At 58.0% G+C, this 21,054-nt stretch carries 25 protein-coding genes and 1 tRNA gene; 9 read left to right on the top strand and 17 right to left on the bottom strand.

Annotated features, from left to right (window positions below):
* Positions 1–5: 5 nt before the first annotated feature.
* On the bottom strand, positions 6–1,238 hold the full coding sequence (locus ACR3ES_RS13740; RefSeq protein WP_170430526.1) for a serine hydrolase domain-containing protein: 1,233 nt from the start codon (positions 1,236–1,238) through the stop codon (positions 6–8).
* 203 nt (positions 1,239–1,441) lie between these two features.
* Between ACR3ES_RS13740 and ACR3ES_RS13745 the strand changes: the two genes are divergently transcribed.
* On the top strand, positions 1,442–2,047 hold the full coding sequence (locus ACR3ES_RS13745; RefSeq protein ID WP_170430524.1) for a 2-hydroxychromene-2-carboxylate isomerase: 606 nt from the start codon (positions 1,442–1,444) through the stop codon (positions 2,045–2,047).
* A 45-nt stretch (positions 2,048–2,092) separates the two neighbouring features.
* Here the strand turns inward: ACR3ES_RS13745 and ACR3ES_RS13750 are convergent, their stop codons facing one another.
* Entirely contained in the window at positions 2,093–3,118 is a 1,026-nt protein-coding gene (locus ACR3ES_RS13750) for a phosphotransferase family protein (RefSeq protein ID WP_170430523.1), read from the bottom strand.
* Between the two features lie 14 nt (positions 3,119–3,132).
* Complete coding sequence (locus tag ACR3ES_RS13755) at positions 3,133–3,951, bottom strand: SDR family oxidoreductase (RefSeq protein ID WP_170430521.1); 819 nt, start codon at positions 3,949–3,951, stop codon at positions 3,133–3,135.
* 167 nt (positions 3,952–4,118) lie between these two features.
* Between ACR3ES_RS13755 and ACR3ES_RS13760 the strand changes: the two genes are divergently transcribed.
* The 3 genes from ACR3ES_RS13760 (at position 4,119) to ACR3ES_RS13770 (ending at position 6,446) form a co-directional block, all read left to right on the top strand.
* On the top strand, positions 4,119–5,120 hold the full coding sequence (locus ACR3ES_RS13760) for an NADPH:quinone oxidoreductase family protein (protein ID WP_170430519.1): 1,002 nt from the start codon (positions 4,119–4,121) through the stop codon (positions 5,118–5,120).
* Between the two features lie 127 nt (positions 5,121–5,247).
* On the top strand, positions 5,248–5,697 hold the full coding sequence (aroQ, locus tag ACR3ES_RS13765; RefSeq protein ID WP_170430517.1) for a type II 3-dehydroquinate dehydratase: 450 nt from the start codon (positions 5,248–5,250) through the stop codon (positions 5,695–5,697).
* Positions 5,694–6,446 (top strand): LuxR family transcriptional regulator, encoded by a 753-nt coding sequence (locus ACR3ES_RS13770; protein ID WP_170430515.1) that lies wholly within the window; start codon positions 5,694–5,696, stop codon positions 6,444–6,446. Before aroQ ends, ACR3ES_RS13770 begins: the two co-directional genes overlap by 4 nt.
* A 348-nt stretch (positions 6,447–6,794) precedes the next feature.
* Here ACR3ES_RS13770 and tsf read toward each other — a convergent pair whose 3' ends face one another.
* Positions 6,795–7,670, bottom strand: a complete 876-nt coding sequence (gene tsf, locus ACR3ES_RS13775; protein WP_170430513.1) for a translation elongation factor Ts — start codon at positions 7,668–7,670, stop codon at positions 6,795–6,797.
* A 75-nt stretch (positions 7,671–7,745) separates the two neighbouring features.
* Positions 7,746–8,564, bottom strand: a complete 819-nt coding sequence (gene rpsB / locus ACR3ES_RS13780; RefSeq protein WP_170430511.1) for a 30S ribosomal protein S2 — start codon at positions 8,562–8,564, stop codon at positions 7,746–7,748.
* Between rpsB and ACR3ES_RS13785 the strand changes: the two genes are divergently transcribed.
* Positions 8,563–8,712 (top strand): hypothetical protein, encoded by a 150-nt coding sequence (locus ACR3ES_RS13785; RefSeq protein WP_170430509.1) that lies wholly within the window; start codon positions 8,563–8,565, stop codon positions 8,710–8,712. The genes rpsB and ACR3ES_RS13785 overlap by 2 nt on opposite strands.
* A gap of 45 nt (positions 8,713–8,757) precedes the next feature.
* Here ACR3ES_RS13785 and olsA read toward each other — a convergent pair whose 3' ends face one another.
* The 3 genes from olsA to ACR3ES_RS13800 form a co-directional block, all read right to left on the bottom strand.
* Positions 8,758–9,591, bottom strand: coding sequence for a lyso-ornithine lipid O-acyltransferase (olsA, locus tag ACR3ES_RS13790; RefSeq protein ID WP_170430508.1), 834 nt, complete (start codon positions 9,589–9,591; stop codon positions 8,758–8,760).
* 4 nt (positions 9,592–9,595) lie between these two features.
* The gene (olsB, locus tag ACR3ES_RS13795; RefSeq protein ID WP_170430506.1) at positions 9,596–10,351 is read right to left on the bottom strand and encodes an L-ornithine N(alpha)-acyltransferase; all 756 of its coding nucleotides are present in this window, start codon (positions 10,349–10,351) and stop codon (positions 9,596–9,598) included.
* Positions 10,352–10,460: 109 nt separating this feature from the next.
* Complete coding sequence (locus ACR3ES_RS13800) at positions 10,461–10,643, bottom strand: DUF3553 domain-containing protein (protein WP_170430504.1); 183 nt, start codon at positions 10,641–10,643, stop codon at positions 10,461–10,463.
* A 47-nt stretch (positions 10,644–10,690) separates the two neighbouring features.
* Between ACR3ES_RS13800 and ACR3ES_RS13805 the strand changes: the two genes are divergently transcribed.
* Positions 10,691–11,287 (top strand): histidine phosphotransferase family protein, encoded by a 597-nt coding sequence (locus ACR3ES_RS13805; protein ID WP_480425492.1) that lies wholly within the window; start codon positions 10,691–10,693, stop codon positions 11,285–11,287.
* On the opposite strand, the gene ACR3ES_RS13810 is transcribed toward ACR3ES_RS13805, so the two are convergent.
* From ACR3ES_RS13810 to ACR3ES_RS13850, 9 genes are all read right to left on the bottom strand, one after another.
* Entirely contained in the window at positions 11,284–12,546 is a 1,263-nt protein-coding gene (locus ACR3ES_RS13810; protein ID WP_170430500.1) for a glutamate-5-semialdehyde dehydrogenase, read from the bottom strand. The two genes, ACR3ES_RS13805 and ACR3ES_RS13810, sit on opposite strands and share 4 nt — an antisense overlap.
* Positions 12,547–12,567: 21 nt before the next feature.
* Positions 12,568–13,674 (bottom strand): glutamate 5-kinase, encoded by a 1,107-nt coding sequence (proB, locus tag ACR3ES_RS13815; RefSeq protein ID WP_170430498.1) that lies wholly within the window; start codon positions 13,672–13,674, stop codon positions 12,568–12,570.
* A complete protein-coding gene (obgE, locus tag ACR3ES_RS13820; RefSeq protein ID WP_170430496.1) occupies positions 13,662–14,696 on the bottom strand; it encodes a GTPase ObgE in 1,035 nt (344 codons plus the stop codon). The genes proB and obgE overlap by 13 nt, the downstream gene beginning before the upstream one ends.
* Before the next feature lie 37 nt (positions 14,697–14,733).
* Positions 14,734–15,270 carry a GNAT family N-acetyltransferase gene (locus tag ACR3ES_RS13825; RefSeq protein WP_170430495.1) on the bottom strand — a complete coding sequence of 179 codons (537 nt, stop codon included), beginning with the start codon at positions 15,268–15,270 and terminating at the stop codon, positions 14,734–14,736.
* On the bottom strand, positions 15,267–15,875 hold the full coding sequence (locus ACR3ES_RS13830) for a LysE family translocator (protein ID WP_170430493.1): 609 nt from the start codon (positions 15,873–15,875) through the stop codon (positions 15,267–15,269). Before ACR3ES_RS13830 ends, ACR3ES_RS13825 begins: the two co-directional genes overlap by 4 nt.
* 96 nt (positions 15,876–15,971) lie before the next feature.
* Complete coding sequence (gene rpmA, locus ACR3ES_RS13835; protein ID WP_039535512.1) at positions 15,972–16,241, bottom strand: 50S ribosomal protein L27; 270 nt, start codon at positions 16,239–16,241, stop codon at positions 15,972–15,974.
* Positions 16,242–16,252: 11 nt separating this feature from the next.
* The gene (locus ACR3ES_RS13840) at positions 16,253–16,888 is read right to left on the bottom strand and encodes a 50S ribosomal protein L21 (RefSeq protein WP_170430491.1); all 636 of its coding nucleotides are present in this window, start codon (positions 16,886–16,888) and stop codon (positions 16,253–16,255) included.
* A 220-nt stretch (positions 16,889–17,108) separates the two neighbouring features.
* Positions 17,109–17,909, bottom strand: a complete 801-nt coding sequence (locus ACR3ES_RS13845; RefSeq protein WP_170430489.1) for a DUF2059 domain-containing protein — start codon at positions 17,907–17,909, stop codon at positions 17,109–17,111.
* On the bottom strand, positions 17,909–18,751 hold the full coding sequence (locus tag ACR3ES_RS13850; RefSeq protein WP_170430487.1) for a DUF2059 domain-containing protein: 843 nt from the start codon (positions 18,749–18,751) through the stop codon (positions 17,909–17,911). The genes ACR3ES_RS13845 and ACR3ES_RS13850 overlap by 1 nt, the downstream gene beginning before the upstream one ends.
* Before the next feature lie 123 nt (positions 18,752–18,874).
* Between ACR3ES_RS13850 and ACR3ES_RS13855 the strand changes: the two genes are divergently transcribed.
* The 3 genes from ACR3ES_RS13855 (at position 18,875) to ACR3ES_RS13865 (ending at position 21,030) form a co-directional block, all read left to right on the top strand.
* Positions 18,875–18,964 (top strand) — tRNA-Ser (locus ACR3ES_RS13855).
* 299 nt (positions 18,965–19,263) lie between these two features.
* Positions 19,264–19,788: a hypothetical protein gene (locus ACR3ES_RS13860; protein WP_170430485.1), complete on the top strand. Its 525-nt coding sequence runs from the start codon at positions 19,264–19,266 to the stop codon at positions 19,786–19,788.
* 213 nt (positions 19,789–20,001) lie between these two features.
* Entirely contained in the window at positions 20,002–21,030 is a 1,029-nt protein-coding gene (locus ACR3ES_RS13865) for an alcohol dehydrogenase catalytic domain-containing protein (RefSeq protein WP_170430483.1), read from the top strand.
* Positions 21,031–21,054 lie beyond the last annotated feature (24 nt).

Here is a 21,054-nt window from a genome sequence, read left to right on the forward strand (position 1 = left end):
CGGGATCATTCAATCAGTGCTCCAAGGACAAGCGCCTTGAGTTCGGCCCGCGACGGATAGGAACTGGACGGCGACAACTGGGTAAAGAACACGGCGCTCAGGTCGTTTTCGCGGTCGATCCAGAAAAAGGTCGAGGCCATTCCGCCCCAACTAAAGTCTCCGATCGATCCGGGAACGCGCACCCTGCCCGGGTTCAACACGACCGAGCCGCCCAGTCCAAAACCCACACCTTCCATCGGTTGTTCCGCAAAGCTTTGCGGTCCCATTGATGCAATGTCGCCCGGTAAGTGATTGATCATCATGAAGTCTACGGTTTTGGTACCCAGCAAACGCTGGCCATTTCCAATGCCGCGATTGCGCAGCATCTCGGCGAATCCAGCGTAATCGTCGATTGTGCTGATCAGGCCTCCACCACCCGAAAACGTCGTGGTGGTTTCAAACGGAGAGTCACCGGCATGATCCACAAGGCGCAATGTGTCGGATCCCAATTGCGCTGAATTCAAATCCATCGCGTCGCCGGCAAGTGGCGTATACAGAGAGGCAAACCGATCCCCTGCCCCGGCTGGAACCCTGAACCCGGTTTCCTGCAAGCCCAGCGGCGCAAAGATTTCGTGCTGAAAAAACTGGTCCAGTGTTTGCCCGGACACAACTTCGATCACGCGCCCTAAAACATCAGTGCTGACCGAGTATTCCCAGCGGGTTCCCGGCTGGAAGGCCAGAGGCAGTTGAGCCAAATCCGCGACACGATCCGCAAGAACCCCCTGATTGGGCTTGAATAATAGGTCTCGCCCGTCCATCGCCTCGGGCAGAAGGCCCGGGTTGAATGGGTAGCTGAAGCCGCTGGTATGGGTCAGCAGCTGGTGCAACGTCGGCGACGGGGCGTTTTCGGTCTGCTCCAGATGTTCGGCATCCGGGATCAGGGCCTGCATATTCTGAAACGCAGGCAGAAACTCTGACAGAGGCGCATCGAGATGAAACAGGCCGCGTTCGGCCAGCATCATCAGGGCAACAGATGTGACTGGTTTCGTCATCGAATAGATCCGCACAAGCGTATCCCGCTCGAACGGCAGGTTGTTTTCGACGCTGCGCTGGCCGCAGGCGTAGAAAAAGGGTTCTTTGCCTTTGTGTTTCACCAACAGGGCGCTGCCCGCATACTTCCGTTGGTTCACATACCCGTCCATCCAGGGGCGGATACGATCCAGCCGTGCGCGTTCAAGTGTCAGCTCACTTTGAAACATTGCCTCTCAGACCTCCTGTGATCTTTATCAATTCTGATGTCCTGATCCCTGAAACAAAAGAGAAAACTGTGTCTTTTGGCGCGTATTTTTCGCACCATGATTACCGTCAGCACGGACGTCTTCAGGCTGTTAGACTGTGTGTGGTACAGATTCGCTGAGTGCCAGTTACTGCACACCCAATCGCATCCCGCCCGGAGGACCCCATGGCGCAAAGCATCGATTTCGTTTACGACTTTTGCAGCCCGAATGCCTTTCTGGCCTACAAGGTTTTGCCCGACCTGGCCGCGCGTCACAAGGCGACGATCAATTTTGTGCCGGTCCTTCTGTCAGTGGTGTTCAAAGCCACCAACAACCAAAGCCCGTTTCAGGCGTTTTCCGAAAACCGGCAGAAGACGGCGTATCTGACCCATGATCTACACCGTTTTGCACGCAGGCGCGGCGTGAGCTTTCACATGAGCCCGCATTTCCCGATCAATACGAAATTTGCCATGCGGGGGGCCTTATTTGCGTCAGGAAAACCGTGGGAAAGCAAATATATAAATGCCGTATTTGATGCGATTTGGGTGCATGGTCAAAAGGTGGACGAGCTGAGTGTTCTGTCCGATATCTTGCAGGAAAACGAGTTGCCGGTGCGAAAAATACGCGAAGCGATTGGCAGCGCGGACACAAAACAAAAGCTCAAAGAACAAACCAAGGCCGCTGTGCGACGTGGTGTTTTTGGCGTTCCGAGCCTGTTTCTGGGCAACGAAATGTTCTTTGGCAAGAACAGCATGGCGAACCTGGAGCTTGAACTGGCAAGCGCGACATGATCGCAAAAAGTATTCTAATACAATGACCTACAGCCAGTATCTGAACTATCCTTTCAACGCTGCCAACCCGTATTGCGCGAAGATGGGAACATAGGCGCCGAAGGCCTGTGCCCGTTTGGGGTCGGATGCATTGCCGTCCAGAGCGCGCTTGTAAACGCCTTGCAAAATCCCGGCCATCCGAAAGAAGTTGAACGCCAGATAGAACCCGAAATTGTCGATCCCTGACAGACCGCGACGATCACAATACTGATTGATGAAGCTCTGATCGCTCGGCAGGCCAAGGCTTTGTCGATCCACTCCCGCCAGTCCCCGGCCCTCTTTTCCCGGGGGCATTTGCCATTGCATGATCACGGCAGCTAAATCTGCATAAGGATGCCCGATGGTGGACAATTCCCAGTCCAACACTCCGATGCAGTTGGTTCCGTTCAGCTCGAACATCAGGTTGTCGATACGGTAATCGCCATGCACCAGCGTTCTCTGCCCGTCATCTGCGGGAACCGAGGTCTCGAGCTCTGCGATCAACGCATCCATATCCGCGATTTTCGCGGTTTCGGATGCCCTGTATTGCTTGGTCCAGCGTGATATCTGGCGTTCAAAATAGTTTCCCGTCGGCCCGTAATCCGACAGGCCAACTGCGTCGATGTCCACCATGTGCAGTTCGGCCAATACCCGGCTCATCTCGTCCAGAATGGCAGTGCGGACCGCGTTGCTCTCGCCTTTCATGGTGGGTTCCATAAAGACCCGACCACTCAGGTGCTCCATCACATAAAAGGCGGAGCCGATGACCGCGTCATCCTCGCACAGCAACAGCATCTCCGGAACCGGGACACTACTGCCCGCAAGCGCGCGCTGCACGCGAAACTCACGGTCGACCGCATGGGCTGATTTTAACAGCACGCCGGCGGGTTTGCGGCGCAGGACGTATGACTTGTTTGGCGTGCGCAACTCGAATGTCGGGTTGGATTGGCCGATTGCGAACTTGGTCGCCTCCAGCGGGCCCTGATAGCCGCTGAGATGTGTGCTGAGATAAGCATCCACGGCTGCCACATCCAAAGAGGTCGTGTCGGTCATCTGCGCGGCTCCGTTCAAAAGGCCTCGGCAAAGATATTGCCCGCTGTCACCACATTGATACCGCCGGAAACCGGGATCACAGCTCCGGTCACATAGGCCCCGCCCTGCCCGCACAAAAACAGCATGCACCCGGCGATATCCTCGTCTCGCCCGACACGGCCCAATGGCACCGATTTCCCGACCTTCTCGCGTGTCTCCTCATCTGCTGTGGCAAACGCCGTCATCCGCGAGACAAACGGCCCCGGGGCCAGCGCATTGACCGTGACATGGTAGGGCGCCATCTCTTTGGCCATGATCTTGGTCAGGTGCAGAACCGCCGCTTTGGAGGCGGAATAGCTGTAGGCTCCGTCGCCCATTGGAACCTCGCCCATGACCGAGCCGACATTGACCACGCGCGCGGGGTCTTCCAGCGTGCCGGATTTCATCAGCAATGGCAGCAGTCGCTGCGTCAGCTCGAAAATCCCGGCAACGTTAACGGACATCACTTTTTCCCAGGCTTCATATGGAAACTGTCCCATCGGTGCGCCCCAGGTAACGCCCGAGTTGTTCATGAGAATATCCAGCCGCTCGGTCCGTGCGTTGATCTCGGCGACCAGCTCGTAGATGCCGTCTTTGTTGCCGATATCGCCCGCAAACCCGTCGGCGCGCCCCGGTGCGTCCAGAGCGTTCAGGTCAGCAGCAACAGCGGCGCAGGCGTCCCCTTTGCGCGACGCGATCAGAACATGCGCTCCGGCCCGGACCAAAGCCTCAGCCGCCATCCGGCCGATCCCTGTGGCGCCACCCGTCACCAGTGCGGTTTTTCCCTTAAGCGAAAAGAGAGTTTCGGGTGTCATGATCTGCTCCTAATATGTTTTCCGGGCTCCGGTGCGACTGATCGGTCAGGATCGCCTGTACGATCTGTAAGCTGCCGTTGCGGGACTTGCCGGTCCCTGCCGTTGACATCCCACGATCCTGCACCAAGAGTTCCTCCTTACCGAATAACAGGGACAACAGGCTCAACATGCAAGCATTACTCAGCGTCGCCCCGGGCGGACCTGAAACACTGGAACTGACCACCCTGCCCGATCCCGAACCGGGCAAGGGTGAACTGCTAATTGGCGTTAAGGCGGCGGGCGTCAATTTCCCTGACACGTTGATCATCCGGGACCTGTATCAGATGAAACCGCCCCGACCCTTTGCGCCCGGCGGCGAAATCGCCGGAGAAGTCCTGGCCCTGGGCGAAGTTGTCAGTGGCTTTGACATCGGCGATCGCGTTTTGGCTCTGACAGGCTCCGGCGGGTTCGCAACCCATCTCAAGATCCCCGCCGCGACAGCGATCAAGTTTCCTGACACGATGCCGTTCGAGGACGCGGCGTGTTTCCTGTTCACCTATGGGACATCCTACCACGCGCTCAAAGACCGCGCGGCCCTTCAACCGGGCGAGACCCTGCTGGTTTTGGGCGCAGCCGGTGGTGTGGGGTCTGCTGCCATCGAATTGGGCAAAGCCATGGGCGCACGTGTGATTGCCGCAGTCTCTTCGACCGAAAAGGCCGAGTTTTGCCGCCAGATCGGTGCGGATGACAGCATCATCTATCCACGGGAGTTGGACAAGGATGCGCAAAAGGCTTTTGCCAGCGAAATCAAGGGCATCGCAGGCCCAAATGGTGTAGACGTGGTCTATGATGCCGTTGGTGGTCCCTGCGCGGAACCCGCCCTGCGCAGTATGGCATGGCAGGGTCGGTATCTGGTCGTCGGGTTTCCGGCGGGCATTCCCGATATCCCGCTCAACCTGCCTCTCCTCAAAGGCTGTCAGATTGTTGGCGTTTTCTGGGGCGCCTCGGTCTTCAAAAATCCGAATGGCCATGCCGAAAACGTCAGCGAATTGTTCGGGTTGTACGGAAAGGAGCAGATCAAATCGCGTATTTCCGCGCGCTTTCCGTTGGAGCGGGCACCCGAGGCGCTTGAGCTTTTATCCCAACGCTCTGCTCTCGGTAAGGTTGTATTGATCGTGGAAGAGCAATAAACAGCCTGTCGAGGCGCCGGGCGAGGTTCAGAATTGCACGGGAAACGCCCCCAACGTTTAGTGGCAATGTTCGGTGGACAGAGCAACCGAATCGCGTCTATGAACCTGTAGTGGGGATAGTGAAGATATGCGCAACGTTCTGGTATTGAATGGACCGAACCTGAATCTGCTGGGTACGCGTCAGCCTGAGGTTTACGGCGCCACCACGTTGCAGATGATCGAATCCATGTGCGTTGACCATGGCGCATCAATCGGGCTGCAGGTTTCACATCTCCAGTCCAATCACGAGGGTGTGTTGGTGGATGCGATACACGCGGCGCGCGGCGCACAGGATGGCCTGATTTTGAATGCGGGTGCCTTCACCCATACTTCCGTGGCGTTGATGGACGCCATCGCCTCGGTGGAACTGCCGGTGGTCGAGGTTCACTTGTCCAACATCCATGCACGAGAGGAATTCCGCCACAAATCCTTTGTCGCTCCGGTTGCGCTTGGCCAGATTTGTGGGTTCGGCGCGCAGGGCTATGTTCTGGCGCTGGATGCTTTGGCCGCTCACTTCTCGGCAGGAGCTGCGGTATGAAGCTGAAGGAATATCTGGACTTTGTGAGTTACGCGAAATCTCTGGAAGAGCTTTGGGATGCGCATTGCCGCCAGATGGCAACATTCGGCTTTGACCGGTTACTCTATGGCTACACACGGTACCGGACCGCCACCTCGCTGGGTGATCCCGAGGATTTCGTGATTCTGACCAATCATTGCCGCGCTTACATGGACGGGTTTCTTGGGGATGGTCTGTATTTTCACGCGCCGATGCTGAAATGGGCGCTGGAACATGACGGCGCCGCCAGTTGGAGCATGATACGGGACATGAGGGCGAGCGGCACGCTGACCGCTCAGGAGCAAAGGGTTTGCGATTTCAACGAATCCAAGGGCGTTGTGGCGGGCTACACGGTCAGCTTTAACTCCGTTTCCATGCGGTCCAAGGGCGCGATCTCTCTTTCGGCCAAGAATAAGCGTCAGGTTGACGTCGACGCCATCTGGGACAGGCACGGCGACGACATCCTGCTGATGAACAATGTCGCGCATCTCAAAATTCTGACCCTGCCCTACCATCCGCCCAACCGTGCCCTGACGAAACGGCAGCGCGAGGCGCTGGAATGGGTCGGAGACGGTAAGACCACGCAGGATATCGCGTTGCTGATGGGGCTGACCTCTGCGACTGTTGAAAAGCATCTCAGGCTGGCGCGTGAGGCCTTGTCGGTTGAGACGACGGCGCAGGCCGTTCTGAAGGCATCCTTACAAAACCAGATGTTCGTCATGGAGGCCTGAGGTTGGCTCTTTCAAGCCAATCTGTGTCTCTTTACCTAGGGTAAGGAATACATGACTTTCCGAATCCGGGCGCAAAATTGCAGAGTGGTAACGTTCCGTGAGTGGTGGCTTTAGCCAGGGAACATTCGGTTGGATCTTTGCAATACCAAAGCTCTCCAATCAGTCTGACACAGGGGCGCCTATTCGTCCGCGTCTCTTGGTCAGAAATTTGGGGGGCCTCGACCATCCCCATCATGCGGGGCCCTCCATTCAACTCATTTTTTGAGTTTGAGATAAAAAAACCGGTCACGCGGGGCGTAACCGGCTTGTCTTGCTTTGGAAGGGTCCGTGCCCGATCCGATCAGGGGTTCAGCCCTGAGCAGCTTTGGCAACTTCGGCTGCGAAGTCTTCTTTTTCGACCACGATGCCTTCGCCCACTTCAAGGCGAACAAAACCAGTGATGGTTGCGCCCGCTTCTTTGGCAGCTACTTCCACGGTCAGGTCTGGGTTCACGACAAAAGGCTGGTTCAGAAGGGTCGATTCGGCGACGAATTTCTTCATACGGCCTTCGATCATCTTCTCGATCACCTGCTCGGGCTTGCCGGATTCGCGGGCGATGTCCATCTGAACCTGCTTTTCCTTTTCGACAACCGACGGGTCCATGTCCGCCTCGGACAGGGCCGCCGGGTTCACAGCTGCGATATGCATCGCAACCTGCTTGCCGATGGCTTCGTCACCGCCCGACAGAGCAACCAAAACGCCGATTTTACCCATGCCGTTGGTGGCGGCGTTGTGGACGTAGGATACAACGGTATCGCCCGAGATTTTCGACATGCGGCGCACCGACATGTTCTCGCCAATCGTGGCGATCTTGTCGGTCAACGTATCTGCAACGTTTTTGCCGCCCAGATCAGCAGCCAGCAACGCATCGACGTCGTCCACGCCCTCGGCTGCATACGCGATCTTGCCGACCATTTCCTGGAACTCGGCGTTTTTCGCAACAAAGTCGGTTTCCGAGTTCACTTCGACAGCAACACCATTGCCGCCGTCGACGTGGACTGCAACCAGCCCTTCGGCTGCGGTACGGCCCGATTTCTTGGCCGCTTTGGCCAGACCTTTGGTGCGCAGCCAGTCAACGGCTTCGTCCATATTGCCGCCGGTTTCGGTCAGCGCTTTTTTTGCGTCCATCATGCCTGCGCCGGTTGTGTCGCGCAGTTCTTTCACCATTGCTGCTGTGATTGCCATTTTTGGCTCTCCTCAATTCAAACGGATTTGGGGCAGGTCTACCCTGCCCCATATGTCAGTAACGTGACGGGCAGCTTACGCTTCGGCTTTGGCTTCCGGCGCAGCTTCGGCTTCTGGCGCGGCGTCTTCTGCGGGCGCTTCTTCGGCAACGGCTTCTTCAACCGGAGCTTCTTCGAACGCACCCAGGTCTACGCCTGCAGCACCCATCTGAGCGGTCATACCGTCCAGAGCGGCACGTGCGGCCAGATCGCAGTACAGAGCGATGGCGCGCGCTGCGTCGTCGTTGCCAGGGATGATGTAATCCACACCATCGGGCGAGCAGTTGGTGTCGACAACGGCCACAACCGGGATACCCAGCTTGTTGGCTTCGGCGATGGCCAGTGCTTCTTTCTTGACGTCGATGACGAACAGCAGATCAGGAACGCCGCCCATTTCGCGGATACCGCCCAGCGAAGCTTGCAGCTTGGCCTGGTCACGTTCCATGCCCAGACGCTCTTTCTTGGTCAGGCCTTCGGCGCCCGATTCCATGGCTTCGTCGATCTGGTTCAGACGGTTGATCGACTGCGAAACGGTTTTCCAGTTGGTCAGCGTGCCACCCAGCCAGCGGTGGTTCATGTAATACTGCGCCGACTTTTCAGCCGCTTCAGCGATCGGCTGAGCGGCTTGACGCTTGGTGCCAACGAACAGAACGCGGCCGCCTTTTGCAACGGTGTCACGCACAGCCTGCAGCGCCTGATCCAGCATCGGAACGGTCTGGGTCAGGTCCATGATGTGGATGCCATTGCGCGAGCCGTAGATGAACGGGCCCATGCGGGGATTCCAACGCTGTGTCTGGTGACCAAAGTGAACGCCAGCTTCCAGCAGCTGACGCATGGAGAACTCGGGAAGAGCCATGCTAAGTTTTCCTTTTCCGGTTTACGCCTCGGCGGGGGTGAAAGAAGCGGATGCTCCAACCGGTGGGCCTGATAAGGATGTCTCCCCCAAAAAGCCCAAACCCCGCCTGCGGGTTTTAATGGCGCGCGGATACTACAGCGTTGATTGAGCTACAAGGGAAAAATCGTAAAAGTTTATGATCTTCCGCATATCTTTATGACAAATGTGCCAAGTTGTGTGCATGGCGCACAGCCTGCTCACAATGCTCTGCCAGCGCCTTGCGGCTGTCAAAATCGCTGACCTTGGCGGGTTCGTGATAAATCAGTTCAACCGACCCTTGCCGGGTCGCACCGAGTGTCTTGAGCAAATGCGGCCCAAAGTCCATGTCGCCCCACCAGCCGTAGAACCTGTCCGGCTGCCCTTTTGGAGCGTGAAAGACCACCGAGACGGGCTGGACGTACATAAATTCGCGCAGCTCATCCGCGAAGAATGCGGCAAAGAGTGTTGTTTTAAAAGGCAAAACACGCAGGCCGTCGGTCGAGGTGCCCTCGGGAAAGAACAGTAGCTTATGGCCCGCCTTCAGGCGTTCTTCAAAGACCAGTGTCTGTTCCTTGGCCTTTTTCCGATCACGCTCGATGAACACGGTTCCGGTAGCCCGCGCCAGCCAGCCGATACCAGGCCAGCCTGCGACCTCGGCTTTGGAGACAAAATAGATCCGTTTGCGGGCATTCAGCGCAAAGATATCCAACCAGGAGGAGTGATTGGCAACAACAGCGCCACGTTCGCGCATCAATGTGCCCGAGGTGCGATACCCCATTCCCAGTATTCTGAATGCATTGCGGCAGACAAATTGCGTGATGAAGGGCGTGACCGGCCTGCGCACACCAAAAATCGGTAGTTCAATCAACCGAACTGCCAGCAACACTATCAGACCGCCAAAAACCAGAAGGGCCAGTGGCAGGCCGCGCAGAGCAGCCAGGGCCCAGCCCCAAACGCCCAACTCAAGCGGGTCGGGCGCATCCTCGCTGTTCCAAAGCGGCTCACTCACGGGATCAGGCCCCACTGTAAATTCGTTTCTGCCGCTCGGTCATGCGCGCCGTGTCCAGGATCAGGCAGACATCCGTTGTGTTAAAGGCATGATCGATAAAGGCCCCCTCGCCCACGAAACCGCCCAAACGCAGATACGCCTTGATCAATGCAGGCACCTGCACCATTGCCGCGCGGCGATCCAACGCGTCCGGGGCAACGAGGTTCATCGACTGAAACACGTCGGGTTGTGCCGTGACCCTTAGGTCCGGCGGCGCCAGATGATTGTGGTGCAGCATCGACAAGGGCTGCGCCAGCGCCTGCACATCTGTGCCGTGAAAACTGGCGACACCGAACAGCACTTCGATGTCGCGTTCTGCAACGTAAGCCGCCAGACCATTCCAGAGATGGTACATCGCCATGCCGCCGCGATAGTCGCGGTGCAGACAGGACCGCCCAAGTTCCAATAGCTTGCGACCGCTGGTTTTGAGAACGGTCAGATCGTACTCGTCCTCGGAATAAAACTGGCCGAGTTCAGCAGCACGATCACCGGGCAACAATCTGTAAACACCCACAGCTTCGCCAGTTGTATCATCGTAGGCCAGCATGTGATCGAAATACGGATCAAACTTGTCCCGTTCCAGACCGGCTTCATGATCCACCATATCGCCGCCGCCGCCCAACTCTTTAACGAACACCTCATACCGCAGCCGCTGGGCGGCGCGCAGGTCATCCTCGGTTTCGGCGAGTCGGATTGTGAACGAGGGGCCAGCGTCAGCCATGTCCGGAATGTCGTTCCTTTTGTGTTGTGAGGGGCAGATATCGCAGTTCTGCGGGCATTGGCAACATGATCTCCCGAGGCCGGATCCGTTAACCTTTCCTAAACCAGTTTCACGGATCAAAGACCGGCATCAGGGCGATGCGCGTTCCGTCGATCACCACTTTTCCCTGTTCGCGAAAGTTCACGGTGATTTTGCCTGCGATGTTGGACTGAACCTGTCCGACGCCCCAATCGGGGAAATCCGGGTGGCGGACAAACATCCCCGGTGCAAGAATGGCATTCAGGTCTGTCATGCTGTGGCTCCGGTCCCTACATTTGGCAGATACATCAGGAGGTACGCATGGGCGCATCGGACGTCAACCTGGCCGAGTTGATCGGTTCCCGGATCTGCCATGATCTGATCAGCCCGATCGGCGCCATTACCAACGGGCTGGAGCTGCTGGACATGGTTGGTGCCGTTCAGGGCCCCGAGATGGAACTGATCTCGGGCAGCGTCGGCAGCGCCGGGGCGCGCATACGCTTTTTCCGCGTCGCATTCGGGTCCTCTAGCGACCAGCCTTTGGGGCGGTCCGAGGTGGCGGATTTGCTCAAGGATATCGAGCGTGCGGGCCGTGTGCGTGTCCACTGGAAGGTGGCCGAGCCCATACCGCGCAGCCAGGTCAAGCTGGCCTTTCTAGCGCTGATGTGCTGCGAAAGTGCGATGCCTCTGGGTGGTGATGTCGAGATTGCGCAACTGAATGGCAAATGGGTGGTCACAGGCACGGCCGACAAGATGAATTTGGACAGTGATCTTTGGAAGCACGTCGCCACGGGACGTTTTCCCAACAAGATTTCGCCAGCACAGGTACAATTTGCACTCTTGCCTGCAACCGCCACTGCACTGGGGCGGCGGGTTGTGGTGGAGACCAACTCAACCCGCGTCACCCTTCGGTTCTAGGCGCGGATCGTACCGTTCCCGCGGACGAGATACTTGAAACTGGTCAATTGTGCTGCACCCACCGGGCCGCGGGCATGCATTTTACCCGTCGCGATCCCGATTTCGGCGCCCATGCCAAATTCTCCGCCATCCGCGAACTGGGTTGAGGCGTTGTGCATCAGAATGGCGCTGTCCAACCGTTCAAAGAACCGGGCTGCGGCTGTCGCGTCTTCGGTCATGATGCAATCGGTATGGTTCGATCCGTAGCGCTGAATATGTGCAATGGCCGCATCGATATCGGCGACCGGTTTTGCCGCTATGATGCTGTCGAGGAATTCCTTCCCCCAGTCATCACCGCCGGCAGCAACCGTGCCGTCGATCGCCAGGGCGCCGTCGGCATGCACCTCGACACCAGCCGCCAGCAAGGCTGAGATCACGTCTCGCCCGAGCGTGTCTACCACATCCTGATGAACCAAAAGGCACTCGGCGGCGCCGCAGATGCCGGTGCGACGGGTCTTGGCGTTTAGTACGACGTCCAGCGTTTTCTGCGGATCGGCCGCTTTGTCGATGTAGATGTGAACGATGCCTTCGAGATGGGCAAAGACCGGCACGCGCGCCTCGCGCTGTACCAGACCCACCAACCCTTTGCCGCCGCGCGGAACGATCACGTCGACCGAATCCGTCATGGTCAGCAACTCCTGTACAGCGGCCCGATCACGGGTCGGCACAAGCTGAATGGCGTCTTCGGGCAGGTTTGCTGCTTTCAGGCCATCGACCAGGCAGGCGTGAATGGCAATTGAAGAGTGAAACCCTTCGGACCCGCCCCGTAGGATCACGGCGTTGCCGGATTTCAGGCATAACGCACCTGCATCGGCTGTCACGTTGGGGCGACTTTCATAGATCACCCCGATCACGCCCAAGGGTGTGCGGACCCGCTGGATACTCAGGCCAGAGGGCATGTCCCATTCGCTGATCACTTCACCAACGGGATCGGATTGCTCGGCGACAGTGCGCAGCCCGTCGACCATACCCTGAATGCGCGCCTCGTCCAGCATCAGACGGTCCATCATCGCGGGGCTCAGGCCCTTGTTGTGCCCGAACTCCAGATCCTTTTTGTTGGCCTCAATGATCTGGGCGCGATTTGCCCAAACGGCATCAGCGGCGGCGATCAGGGCCGCATGTTTGCGTTCGGCACTGGCAAAGGCCAACTCGCGCGCAGCCTCTTTGGCGCGTTTACCAAGATCGGCCATCAGGGCGGGTATGTTGTCAAAGTGCTTCATATCATATGCCTTTCTGCACCGTCACAGCGCCAAGTCGTCCCTGTGGATCAACACGGCGCGGCCAGGATACCCCAGCGTTGCCTCGATTTCCGAGGATTTGCGCCCTTTGATCGCATCCGCCTCCTGTGCCGTATAGCGGCTGATCCCCTGCGCCAGTCGGCGGGCCTGAGGATCCAGGACCGCAACAGGATCGCCACGCCCAAAATCACCGGTCACCTCCACGATACCCGCAGGCAACAGGCTTTTACCATTGTGCAAAGCGTGGGCCGCACCATCATCAATAGTAATCTCGCCCCGGGGTTTCATCGCCGAGATCCAACGTTTGCGCGCCGCATGAGGGTCGAGCGTTGCGGTGAACCACGTGCAGTTCGCGCCATTTTCCAGCGATTGCAGCGGGTTAAGCGTCGAACCTTCTGTGATCGCCATATCACACCCGGCCGCTGTGGCCATCTTGGCGGCCAGAAGTTTGGTCTTCATTCCACCTTTGGACAAACCAGAGCCGGCATCACCCGCCATCGCCTCGATCTCGGGAGTGATGCGGTCAATGGCGTCATACCGCGTGGCCGACGGGTTGTCATTTGGATTGCCGGAATAAAAGCCATCTACATCCGACAAAAGGACCAACTGATCAGCCCCAACCGTGACGGCGATCTGGGCGGCCAGCCTGTCATTGTCTCCGTAGCGGATTTCATCGGTGGCAACGGTATCGTTTTCATTGACGATGGGCACAACACCCAAGCCCAGCAACGTTTCCAGCGTTGCGCGCGAGTTCAGATAGCGTCGGCGATCTTCGCTGTCTTCCAGCGTGACAAGAACCTGAGCGGTTGTGATGGTATGCGGCGTCAACGCTTCTTCATAGGCACGCGCCAGTCGGATTTGCCCCACAGCCGCAGCGGCCTGAGACTGCTCTAACGGCAAGGTCGCAACGGGCAGACCCAGAACGCCCCGACCCAGCGCGATGGAACCGGAGGACACGAGAATCACATCTGTGCCCTGGCCTTTCAACCAGGCCACATCTTTCGCCAGCGACTTTAACCACTCCGACCGCAACAACCCCGAATGACGGTCCACCAGCAAGGCAGACCCGATCTTGACAACCAGACGGCGCGCTGTGGTCAGGGTTGCCACAGCTGAGCCTCCTCGGCAGGTTTCTGGCGCAAACGGTTTTCGTCAATCTGAGCCCTCAGCGCCCGAAGCACCTCCGTCACGCCCAGACGCGCGACACCTGACATGGTCATGACCGGGCCACCAACAGCCTGTTCCAATTCGGATTTAATGAGGTCACGCTCGTCATCGTCCAGTGCATCGATCTTGTTCAGAACAGTGATGCGGGGCTTGTCCGCCAGTTCCCCGCCATAAGCTTCGAGTTCGGTTATGATCGTGCGATAATCCTCGACCACAGTTTCCAAGGTGCCATCAACCAGATGCAGCAGAACCGCGCAGCGTTCCACATGGCCCAGAAACCGGTCGCCGATCCCCCGGCCTTCGTGGGCGCCCTCGATCAGGCCGGGGATGTCGGCCACGACGAATTCGACACTGTCGACCCCGACAACACCCAGATTGGGATGTAGGGTGGTAAACGGATAGTCCGCAATCTTGGGGCGTGCATTTGATGTGGCTGCCAGAAAGGTGGACTTGCCCGCATTAGGCATGCCCAGCAGACCGACATCCGCAATCAGCTTGAGCCGCAGCCAGATGGTTCGGTCAATCCCCGCCTGCCCCGGATTGGCCCGGCGCGGGGCCTGATTGGTAGCCGATTTGAAGTGCAGGTTGCCGAATCCACCATTTCCACCCTTGGCCAGCAGCACGCGCTCACCGACCTGCGTCAGGTCGGCAATCACCGTCTCTTCGTCTTCGTCCAGGATTTCCGTGCCCACCGGTACGCGCAGGATGATATCATCCCCATCCTTGCCGGTCCGTTGCTGTCCGCGCCCGGGCTGGCCGTTTTTGGCAAAGAAATGCTGCTGATAGCGAAAGTCGATCAGGGTGTTCAGCCCGTCCACAACCTCGGCCCAGACCGACCCGCCCTTGCCGCCATCGCCACCGTCGGGGCCGCCATACTCAATGTATTTTTCGCGCCGAAAACTGACGCAGCCACTGCCTCCGGCCCCGGACCGGATGTAGACCTTTGCAAGATCGAGAAATTTCATGTCTGTCCCCTACTGCAAAGGTCCCACCGGCCACAAGTCAGAGTTTTTTGCTGTATGTCCAGGTGGGCACATTCGCATCGCGCGCCACCGAATAGCTTTCGGCGTCCCCCAGATATTCAAACCCGCAATGGGTCAGCACCCGGGCCGAGGCCGGGTTGTCCTGAAACACACTTGCAAACATGGTCGCGTTTTCCAGCGGGTTCGCCTTGACCAGTATTTCCACAGCCAACGACGCGATCCCGGTATTCCAGTAAATCGGAGCGACCCAATAGCCGACCTCGGACTGGTTGCGATCCAGCCGTTTGAGAGAGATCAGGCCAATCAGTTCCGGGCCACCGTCCTTGGTGGCGTCCATGACCCAGACGTCCTCATCCCGCTCGTCCGCCATCGACCGGGTGACAAACGCCTCGGTCGAACCCGGTGGCAGGGGGTGCGCGATACTGGTTGTCATACGCGCAACGCGCTCATCACCTGCATAATGTTCGATGAGACCCAAATCCGACCGGCGCAACGGGCGCAGGTCGAACCGCTCGGTTTCAATGACCGGCTGGTTTATTATTGTCTCAAGTTTCATGAATGCGTTCCTCCTCCGAACAACACAAAAAGTACGGATGCAACAGTGAGACTCGCTAACGTCCACATCAGATATTTTTCCACCGGTCGTCCTTCAACCGCGTGGGCTATTCTGTCCCCTGCAAATGTCCAGATGGGGTGCAAGACGATCTGGCAAAGTAGTAGGCACAGAGCAATCGTTAACGTCGCCTGAACACTGGGCGTTCCTGCCGCGACAAACCCGGTAAATCCGGCAATGATCATCGCCCAAGCCTTGGGATTCAACGGGTGCACAATCAGCCCCGACCAAAACCCGGGCACGTCTGCATCGCCCTGACTGCGCGACAGGCGCAGGTTGGCGATTTTCCAGGCAAGCCAGCAAATATAAGCAGCCGAAGCATATTTCAGCACCGAAAACACCATCGGCGCCTGTTCGGCCATCTGCATCAAGCCAAAACCGACGGGCCAGATGATCAATTGCTTGCCCAGGATCACACCCGCGACAAACGGCAACGCCGCCCGAAAGCCGTAACGCGCGCCGGTTCCAAGCAGGACCATGTTGGCCGGTCCCGGCGTGCCGACCTGAGAGGCGGCAAAAATGAGGAAACTGGTCGTTGCGACTGCCATCTGAACGTTCGATCAAAACTGCGTTAAAACGAGAAAGGGGACCGGCACTTTCTGCCGGTCCCCCATGAATTTTTCTTAAACCTTCTGGGTTTCGGCTTACTCTGCGGCCTCCGCCACTGGCAGGACCGAAATAAAGGTGCGGTTTTTAAGTCCCTTGTGGAACTTCACGGCGCCATCGGTGGTTGCAAAGATGGTATGATCTTTGCCCATGCCTACGCCTTCGCCCGGCCAGAACTTGGTGCCGCGCTGACGCACGATGATGTTGCCTGCGATGGCGGCCTGGCCACCATAGAGTTTCACGCCAAGGCGGCGACCAGCTGAGTCGCGACCGTTACGGGAGGAACCGCCAGCTTTTTTATGTGCCATTCTCTCTCTCCTTAGCCTTTGGCCAGATCTTTGGCCTGCTCAACCCATTCGGGTTTCACTTTGATGGTGTCGATAGCAGCAATCTGCTCGTCCGACAAGGCGGCCAGAGCGGCAAAGCTCTCGATACCGGCCGCGACCAGCTTTTTGGCGGCGGCGGGGCCGACACCGGTCAGCGCGGTCAGATCGTCCGCAGCAGCCGCAGCGGCAGGCGCTTCTGCTTTGACTTCGGCTTTTGCTTTGGGCTCAGCTTTCTTGGCGGGCTTTTTCGCCGCCGGAGCAGCTTCGCCAGCCGGAGCAGACCCGGTAGCCGCTTTGATGCCCGACTTGTCAGCGCCCGACGACAGGATGTCGGTTATCTTGACCAATGTCAGTTTCTGACGGTGGCCAACGGTGCGTTTCGAGCTGTGCTTACGACGGCGCTTGACGAACTTGATGACCTTGTCACCTTTGATCTGTTCGATCACTTCGGCCTGAACGCCGGCGCCTTCGACGAACGGTGCGCCAATAACCGGAGCGTCACCGCCCAGCATCAGAACATCGTTGAATTGAACTTTTTCACCTGCGTCGGCAGCCAGTTTTTCAACGCGGAGCATATCGCCCGCCTGAACCTTGTACTGCTTGCCGCCAGTCTTGAGGACCGCAAACATGCGTCTTTCCTTTTCTAACCCGCGTTCTGTGGTCCCCTTACGGGTGTTTTGGCCCCAATAGAAACTGAAGCCACCTCGAACAGCGCGCCCTTTTCGGGCTGTGTGATTGACCCTTTGACGATGTCGCATGGGTCAAATAATAACGAGACCCGGCGCGGTAAACCGGCCGGGATGGGCGCTTATCCATAGATTGCGTCGGAAAGTCAACAGCAAAGCCGCGCTAAAGTTCAGACCCGTTCAGAACCATTGCAACAGCTTCGCCCAGCCGGAACGAAATGCCATCAAGCATCCGGTCAAACCCGTCAAACAGGGCCTCGTTCAGCGCCCTGCCCGTCTCGGTGCGCGAAAACGCGATGTTCTCGCGTATCTGCGCCTCATCCAGAGGGCGATAAGCCATCAACAGAAAGGCATACAGCCATGAGGTTGTCTCGGCGGTCATGTCATCCTTGCGCGACAACAGATCGGCCAGCAGCGCGGCCTCATCGGTCATCGCCTCGTGATCCAAGCCTCGAAAGAAGTTGTAATCCGCGCTCAGCGCACCCTGCACATTCTGTTCGATCAGGTTGTTGACCTGAATGTACTCGTCCACCAGTTCATAAAAAACGGAATCGCGCGCGACCTCATTGTAGGCGTCCCGCGCCATCGCTTCGATGGCCTCATCCGAAATGGCCTGACGTGCCGAATTCTCCAACTCGATAATCGTCTGGCCCAAATCACTCTCAAAAAACAGGATCGCCTGGTCCAGCTGCGTGTCCGTCAGCCCCTGTTCGAATGCGTCCGTGACCCGTTCGCGCATCCAGACTGTGTCATAGATATCCCCCACCTGCGCCTCAAAGAAGGCACCGCCGGTGTTGCCCAACATGGTTTCATCCAGTTCGCGGCGCTGATCGTCGCCCTCATTTGCCAGAATATCCATGACTTCGGAGAGGCGCATCGCCTGCGCCAATTTCTCCACCTTGTCATTGGCAAAAAGCGGCGTACCACAAACCAGAAACGCAGACAAAAACGCGATCAGACGCATCAGATATCCTGCGCCGGGTGCAGTTCGGCCATTCGGGCCGCCAGAACCTCGAACCGCATCGCCATGATCTCGTACTGAATGGCGTTCAGCAATTCGTACACTTCCTGCATCAGCGGTTGTTCAAGGGCGACGACATAGGCATCCACATCTGCATCCGAAAAGTCCTGATAGGTATAAGCGGCGCCAGCAAGCGCCGACAGTTGCAGCGACTGGCGCATTGCGGCTTCGTTGCGCTTCATCATCATGCGTATCTCGTCCGCCCCGAGTTGCAGATCGATCACCCCCGACGCGCTGGCGGCCAGCAGAAAGCGCAGCTGGATTTCCTGTAGCGCGCGCAGCGTCGTGCCGCTGGAATCGATGGCACGGTTCATCCGTTTAAAACTTTCGACCCGCTGCGATCCGTCTTGTATCAGGTCGGCGATGATCTCCTTACCTTCCCGCTGCTTGGCTTCATCGTCTTCGATCATGTGAGAGGCGTTTTCCGCCACGACCAGCCGCTGACCCAGATCCGAGGCATAAAAATCCACCGCGTGGGCCAGCGCTTCATCACTCAGCGTCTGCTCCAGAATGGAAACGGCGGTTTCATGCATGCCTTCAGTATCGAACACCTCCGCGGTCAGGCGCGTCCAGTCGGACCCGAACCCGTCCGGATCAATACCCAGCATCTGCGGGGCCGAGCCGGAGGCAAGCGCGATGCTTTCCAGGGCAACGTCAAAACCGGTGGTTGTCAAAAACGCCTCGATCCGGTCGCGGTTGGCCGCGGCAGACTGTGACGGGATAAGGACAAGCGCCAAAAGCGGCACCAGGCATGAAAGAGCGATACGCTGAGCGAAATGGGTCATACCTATCAGCCTAGGTGTTTTATCCCCGCAGGCAATGGAAAATCCTGGCTTTGCGCCATTCCGGTATTTTCTGCTTGCGCCCCTGCTCGTTCCTCACTAAATCCCGCCTGCACAGACCCCCGCGGAGAGGTGCCGGAGTGGTCGAACGGGGCGGTCTCGAAAACCGTTGTGGGTGCAAGCCCACCCAGGGTTCGAATCCCTGTCTCTCCGCCACTTGCCTGAAATGACTGCTTCGCCGGCCCGCCGGATACATCTGTTGCGACCTGGTTCTGCGCATGAACGCTGCGCCGCGCCCCGCCAGCCCGTTGTTTTGCCAATGTGACGTATGCAAGTGACCTGCGTCAAAAAACCTGTTCTGTGCCGTTACGTTGGCGTGTTCCCGCCATAGGGCACCTACGGGATCAGCATACCATGGCTCATGGGCCGAAACTGAAAAGATTTTCTGCGAATTCCCCTTTGGGAACAGATAGTTTTGAACCATCTCGGCGGCACATTTTTCAAAGGAGTCTCTCATGTCGCGCACACTTATTCTTGCCATCGTCATCGTCGTCATTGGCGTTGGCGGCTATTTTTATCTCAACCAACCCGAAGCCACGTCATCCGAACAACTGGACACCGCAGCACAAGACGCCACGGACGCTGTTGACGAAGCGGCATCGGCTGCGGAAGAGGCGACCTCGGATGCGGTAGACCAAGCAACTGAACAGGCCAGCGAAGCGGCCTCGTCGGTAGCGGATCAGGCCTCTGACGCCGTTGAACAGGCGGGCGAAACAGCTGCTGATCTGGCCAATCAGGCGGGTGATCAGGTGGCCGCACTGGCAAACCAAGGCCAGGACCTTTTCAACTCGTGGGTTCAGGACGGCATGCTGACGGCACAGCAGTTTAACTATGACGCCATGGTGGCGTCTGTTCAGGACAGTGAGTTGACGCAAGAGCTGAAGACACAGGCGATCCAGATCATCGATGAGATTCAGGCGGCGCCCGATACGATTGTCGAAAAGGTTCAGGAACTGCGCACCCTGCTGACACAGCAATAAAGGCGTCTGGGGTTGATCCAAAAGATTGGCCCCGGCCTCCGATAACGACCGGGCTGTCGTTACGTTAGAGCCGAGTTCAATTGACGACCTGTGTGACATTTGCTTGGCTGGGGTCACTACCACAGCCCGCTCCGCCACAGACCTCGCCTGACCTTGGTAGATGTGTTTCTGTCGCGGTTCGCGCTCCTTCAGAATTGAACCAAGGATGCCAATATGACCGCCCTGCCCCAAACGATGTTTGCCACGATCCTGAAACATGACGGGTATTCCGGTACCATGACTGGTCCGGTGATTGAGGATGCGGGCGAGTGGCTGGCCGAAGCGGAATTGCCGGTCCCCGAACCTGGTCCGGGGCAGGTTCTGATCCGCTTACGCACCGCGTCGGTCAACCCGTCCGATCTGCATTTCATCAAGGGAGAATACGGGCAGCCACGCACCAAGGGCGCGCCCGCCGGATTTGAGGGTTGCGGCGATGTCGTGGCAACCGGCAAGGGTGCCGAAGCCTTGCAGGATCAGCGCGTTGCTTTTGTCGCCGCAGGCTCTGGTGCCTGGGCGGAATATGTGGTGACGCAGATGCAGATGTGCATCCCTTTGCGCCCCGATATCTCGGACGACGACGGGGCGGCCCAGATCGTCAATCCGCTGACGGCCGTGGCCATGGTCGACGTGGCCAAAGCGGATGGCGAGGCCTTTGTGATCTCTGCCGCGACCAGCCAGTTGGGCAAGCTGATGTGCAGCCTCGGGCGGGATCTGGGGTTGAAACCCATCGCTCTGGTCCGCAGGGCCGAGACGGCAGGCACACTAAAGGATCTGGGCGCCGCCGAAGTGCTGGTCACCACGGATGAAGATGTTGTCACGCAATTCGCCGAATTGAGCACAACGATGAAACCGCGCGTGTTTCTGGATGCCGTGATGGACCAACTCTCCGAGCAGATCTTCTGTGCGATGCCCAATCGGGCGCGGTGGGTCTGTTATGGGAAGTTGGGCAGTGACTCGCCCACTCTGACACAGACCGGACAACTGATCTTTATGGGCAAGCGGATCGAAGGCTTCTGGCTGACGCAGTGGATGATGTCCACGCCTCCGGCCGACCAGATGCGGGTCGTGGCCGAAGTTCAGGCACGGTTTGCGGATGGCCGATGGAAAACCGATGTGTCAGAGCGGCTTACGCTCAGAAATCTGATCCCGGATCTGGCAGGTGCGCTGAAAAAGAGTGACGGAAAGGTGATTATCGCGCCATAGTAGAACCAACCCCGCGCACCGGAT

Source organism: Ruegeria sp. B1 (assembly GCF_056535885.1).

Excerpts from the sequence above, each read along its gene's own strand:
- ACR3ES_RS13740 (WP_170430526.1), bottom strand. The coding sequence starts at position 1,238 with ATGTTTCAAAGTGAGCTGACACTTGAACGCGCACGGCTGGATCGTATC.
- ACR3ES_RS13745 (WP_170430524.1), top strand. The coding sequence starts at position 1,442 with ATGGCGCAAAGCATCGATTTCGTTTACGACTTTTGCAGCCCGAATGCC.
- ACR3ES_RS13750 (WP_170430523.1), bottom strand. The coding sequence starts at position 3,118 with ATGACCGACACGACCTCTTTGGATGTGGCAGCCGTGGATGCTTATCTC.
- ACR3ES_RS13755 (WP_170430521.1), bottom strand. The coding sequence starts at position 3,951 with ATGACACCCGAAACTCTCTTTTCGCTTAAGGGAAAAACCGCACTGGTG.
- ACR3ES_RS13760 (WP_170430519.1), top strand. The coding sequence starts at position 4,119 with ATGCAAGCATTACTCAGCGTCGCCCCGGGCGGACCTGAAACACTGGAA.
- aroQ (WP_170430517.1), top strand. The coding sequence starts at position 5,248 with ATGCGCAACGTTCTGGTATTGAATGGACCGAACCTGAATCTGCTGGGT.
- ACR3ES_RS13770 (WP_170430515.1), top strand. The coding sequence starts at position 5,694 with ATGAAGCTGAAGGAATATCTGGACTTTGTGAGTTACGCGAAATCTCTG.
- tsf (WP_170430513.1), bottom strand. The coding sequence starts at position 7,670 with ATGGCAATCACAGCAGCAATGGTGAAAGAACTGCGCGACACAACCGGC.
- ACR3ES_RS13785 (WP_170430509.1), top strand. The coding sequence starts at position 8,563 with ATGCTAAGTTTTCCTTTTCCGGTTTACGCCTCGGCGGGGGTGAAAGAA.
- rpsB (WP_170430511.1), bottom strand. The coding sequence starts at position 8,564 with ATGGCTCTTCCCGAGTTCTCCATGCGTCAGCTGCTGGAAGCTGGCGTT.
- olsB (WP_170430506.1), bottom strand. The coding sequence starts at position 10,351 with ATGGCTGACGCTGGCCCCTCGTTCACAATCCGACTCGCCGAAACCGAG.
- ACR3ES_RS13800 (WP_170430504.1), bottom strand. The coding sequence starts at position 10,643 with ATGACAGACCTGAATGCCATTCTTGCACCGGGGATGTTTGTCCGCCAC.
- ACR3ES_RS13805 (WP_480425492.1), top strand. The coding sequence starts at position 10,691 with ATGGGCGCATCGGACGTCAACCTGGCCGAGTTGATCGGTTCCCGGATC.
- ACR3ES_RS13810 (WP_170430500.1), bottom strand. The coding sequence starts at position 12,546 with ATGAAGCACTTTGACAACATACCCGCCCTGATGGCCGATCTTGGTAAA.
- obgE (WP_170430496.1), bottom strand. The coding sequence starts at position 14,696 with ATGAAATTTCTCGATCTTGCAAAGGTCTACATCCGGTCCGGGGCCGGA.
- ACR3ES_RS13825 (WP_170430495.1), bottom strand. The coding sequence starts at position 15,270 with ATGAAACTTGAGACAATAATAAACCAGCCGGTCATTGAAACCGAGCGG.
- ACR3ES_RS13830 (WP_170430493.1), bottom strand. The coding sequence starts at position 15,875 with ATGGCAGTCGCAACGACCAGTTTCCTCATTTTTGCCGCCTCTCAGGTC.
- rpmA (WP_039535512.1), bottom strand. The coding sequence starts at position 16,241 with ATGGCACATAAAAAAGCTGGCGGTTCCTCCCGTAACGGTCGCGACTCA.
- ACR3ES_RS13840 (WP_170430491.1), bottom strand. The coding sequence starts at position 16,888 with ATGTTTGCGGTCCTCAAGACTGGCGGCAAGCAGTACAAGGTTCAGGCG.
- ACR3ES_RS13845 (WP_170430489.1), bottom strand. The coding sequence starts at position 17,909 with ATGCGTCTGATCGCGTTTTTGTCTGCGTTTCTGGTTTGTGGTACGCCG.
- ACR3ES_RS13850 (WP_170430487.1), bottom strand. The coding sequence starts at position 18,751 with ATGACCCATTTCGCTCAGCGTATCGCTCTTTCATGCCTGGTGCCGCTT.
- ACR3ES_RS13860 (WP_170430485.1), top strand. The coding sequence starts at position 19,264 with ATGTCGCGCACACTTATTCTTGCCATCGTCATCGTCGTCATTGGCGTT.
- ACR3ES_RS13865 (WP_170430483.1), top strand. The coding sequence starts at position 20,002 with ATGACCGCCCTGCCCCAAACGATGTTTGCCACGATCCTGAAACATGAC.